This is a genomic window from Pedobacter sp. (genome assembly GCF_040513095.1).
Classification (GTDB): domain Bacteria; phylum Bacteroidota; class Bacteroidia; order Sphingobacteriales; family Sphingobacteriaceae; genus Pedobacter.
Genome location: NZ_JBEVDX010000069.1, coordinates 1 through 3630, shown reverse-complemented (window position 1 = coordinate 3630; position 3630 = coordinate 1). Strand labels below are relative to the sequence as shown.

Sequence of the window (3630 nt, the reverse complement as noted above, 5' to 3'; positions counted from 1 at the left end):
ATTGAAAAAGCCTATAACGATCCGAAGCGAAAACTGGTAACGTTGCAAATTTGCCAGGGATAAGAGAAATGGCACATCGGAAGCAAGTAATTTCAGCGACGCATTGAAGCAGCACTATTTTATCGACCAGATCATAGAATCAGCTGCAAAAATCTAAATCCTTATGAAATACAATTACTACTGCATATCGGTAGTATTTACAATGATATGCAGTAGCACGTCAGGGGCCGCCGATATTATTTAACCAACACCTATTAGAAAACAAGAGCTATACCTCTAATTATTATACTGGTTAATTTGTATCTGGGTTTTCTGATCAGTGTCTTTTGTTGGATCAGGATTTTATTTTTAAAAACAGATCGTCGATCTGGGTATGTAATGACGAATCAGTAACCTGATGCAGTTCGTTTAATAAATCGCTGGCAACTGGTGGCCCTAAAGGATAGGCATATTTTCTCAAGAGGTTTCTCAAGGCTTTATTGACATTTTCCTCGCCGATTAATTGCTCCAGTTTAGCCATTACCAAAAGTCCCTTTGAATAATAGAGATAGGTGTCATCGGAATTCACTTTTAAGAGCGGAGTTTGCTCGGTAAAGCCACGTTCACTCAAATAAATCGCTTCGTGAACAGCTAATTTTTCATTTACCGCAGCAGCCCCCACTAGATGCCTGGCCAGCATCAGTTCGGTGTACATAGCCAGAGTTTCAGTGAGTATTTTCGAACCCTCGCGTTCGTCTGGCGCAAGCTGTGCAGTGCCCCACCATTGGTGTGACAGTTCATGGGCGGCAAGTTCGTTGATCACATCCTGCCCTTTGTCTCCTGGCAAGTTATCATGAAAAAGCAAGTGCTCGGTCATGAATATGGTGGCGGGATAAGCCGTGCCGGCGAACCCGTCTGTAAAGGAAGATACTTCTGCGAAACGGATGGTTTTAAAAGGATAAGGGCCAAAATTTGACTGGCAGTAATCCATGGTCCTACAAGCATTTTGGAGCAGTTTATTTACATTTTCAAAGTGTCTGCTATGATAGTACACTTCTATTACTGTGCCCTTGTAGATAACCACCCTCTTTTCATAGCGGGCAGCGGAAAGACCGAAGCGGAATGGAATGGGCCTGTCTGACCGGTAAAGAAAGTGATCCCGGCCCTTTTCCTGCCATTCGCATATCAGTTCACCTACGCCAACCACCATTTGCCCTGAAGGAACCGATACGGCCATCTGCAGGTTGATAAAATCGTTCCTGCCACGCGGCGCTTCTAATTTAACAAGTGGCGTTTGTTTGCCCAAGTGCCGCTTGCGCCTTTCAGACTCAGAGGCGATCTCCCTTTCCTGCTGGTACCCAAACCGCGGGAAATAATTACTGATCCGAAGGAAGGAACCGTTGTGAACAATTGCATTGAACGACTGGTGGCCTGTGAACCCGCTCCAGTGATAGGAAAATGAAAAACGGAATAAGGCAGACTCACTAGGCATCAGCGGTTGTTGTAGCCTTAGGAAGCCGGTCCTATTGCTAACTGGCTGCTTATAACTGCCATGTTGGTAAGTAGCCGTCTCCATTACTACATCCTCGTCAAAGTTGAGTAATAGCGAATCGACAGGCTTGTTACTCTTGTTTTTCAAGATATACCGGCCGCTGACCTGATAAGCATTCCGTTCCGGGTAAAGATCGACACTGGCATTCACGGTAGTCACTACTGGTTGAAGAAGCTCATTGTATTTGCGGTACCGCTGTTCATATGTTTGCTGGCTGTGCAGACTTTGTTCAGTTTCTAAGGGAGGCGTTTGCTTATAAATGTAAATCCCGGTCAGGATACAGAGGATTAGCGACAGGCCTAAACGCCAGCTATGACCTAAGAAGTTCTTCCGGCCTGATGTGCTCCCTATCCATAAAGTGGCAGTTAGGCTTACTCCATATAGCATTCGCCAGGAAAAGCTTCGCAGGTAGTCATCCCAACCATTCATTTCACTATATTTTGCTGCATAGGCAGCGGGAAAGCGTAAAAGCGGATGTAAAATGCCTACGGTTTTCCCTGCTGAAGTAGTAAGCAGGAGCATCACCAGGCAGGTAATGAGCAGGCCTGACCATTTACGGTGTACCCAGTGTTGTGTGAGGAGCACTACGCCCGCAGAAATCACTAAGGGTAAATCGATCAGCCAGTAAAGTGCAGCATAAACCGTCCAGTCAATTATAGTATACTGGAAAATGACCTGGAAGATGATACCCGTGAGAACAATGATTGAAGTCAGCAGGATAATAACGGTCGACAGTGTGATCCATTTAGCTACCAACAAGGTGCTTTTGGTTACAGGCGTGCTGTTCTCGATCAAATCAAAACCTGTGCCTGCACTTCGCCAGTATAGTTCATGCGCATAAAATAATATCACCAGCAGCAGCAAGCCCGGAAGATTATAGACGATACGGTTGGCCATTAAGGCGGTACTGGCATGCTGCTCCGGCAAACGGATACCCTGGTCAATGCTGCCATAGAATTCCATGCACATATAGAAAATCAGGCCCACCGCAATCAGTACAAATGGGATGCTTTTGATTACCAGTTTGGTATCTAATTTAACTAAACTACGGAGCACGCTGGCCTGATAGCCCGCGCCTTCAATTTTTCCCGGAACTGGCTTGTAGGCAAAGCTTGTGCTGCCCTTGTCATGTTCGGACACTGCTTTTTTGGAACGAGTGTTATCATTGTCATCAACTTGAAACTTGAATCTGGAATAGACTGCTAACATCAGTGCTGCAGCAGCAGTCAGATAGACAAGCCGGTTTAGCAAAAGATTTCCTGACAGTTGTAGCAGTAATGTATTCTTTTGCGCTACGGTCCAAAGATTGGTCTGCTGATAAAAAGCAGACTGGCCAAAGGGATCAGCCTTTGCAGCCAGTTCCAGCGCCTGTGTAGACTGTGGCAAACCGCCCGCCATCATCGGTGATCCGGAATAGGTCAGCACCACCAGGTATGTTATGTAGATGAATAAGCCGGTTAAATAAACCATCAATTTGTTCCTGCTAAACCATGCTACTGCACTGATCAATACCGAGCAAAGAAAAATATTGGGAAGCGCCAGTAGCAGGATGGGCTGCAGATAAAACCAGAGATTGAACTTTTGGTAAGCCTGCCGGTCACTGTCAGCTAAATGACCGGTTAAGTAACCGGCCACAAGTAGGATAAAACATATGAAGCTAAGGCCGAAAAGTGCAAAAAACCTGCTGCTTAAATATTGTGTTTTGGAGATAGGCGTAGCGTACAGGATCAGACCAAATCGAGCGTCGCGCTCTTTAAAGTGAATCTGAACAGCTAAAATAGTCGTGGTAAATATCCCAGTCAGGCTTAGCAAGCCTACCATATTAGCGATGTTGTAAGGCGCGTTTCGGTAAATTTCGTTCCCTGGGCTAAAAGACAGTTTCAAACCGACAAAAAAGCCAAGCGCTAAAAGTAGAGCAAAGATGATATAAATGCCTGGCTTTTTGAGATAAGCGCCCATTTCAAATTTCAATAAAGCGATCATAAGTTAGTTGTTTGAGGTAAGCAAGTGGAAGTATACATCCTCCAAAGCGGGTTTAAGCGGTTCAAAGCCATTTTCCGGGTCTTTATCTGCATAAACATGGATATTGAGCCTGCCTA

The 3630-nt window shown here is 45.2% G+C and carries 1 protein-coding gene; it reads right to left on the bottom strand.

Annotated features, from left to right (window positions below):
* Positions 1-334: 334 nt before the first annotated feature.
* Complete coding sequence (locus ABWY16_RS09010; RefSeq protein ID WP_353904315.1) at positions 335-3514, bottom strand: M1 family aminopeptidase; 3180 nt, start codon at positions 3512-3514, stop codon at positions 335-337.
* Positions 3515-3630: the final 116 nt, after the last annotated feature.

Coding starts and splice junctions, on each gene's coding strand:
- ABWY16_RS09010 (WP_353904315.1), bottom strand. CDS start 3,514: ATGATCGCTTTATTGAAATTTGAAATGGGCGCTTATCTCAAAAAGCCA.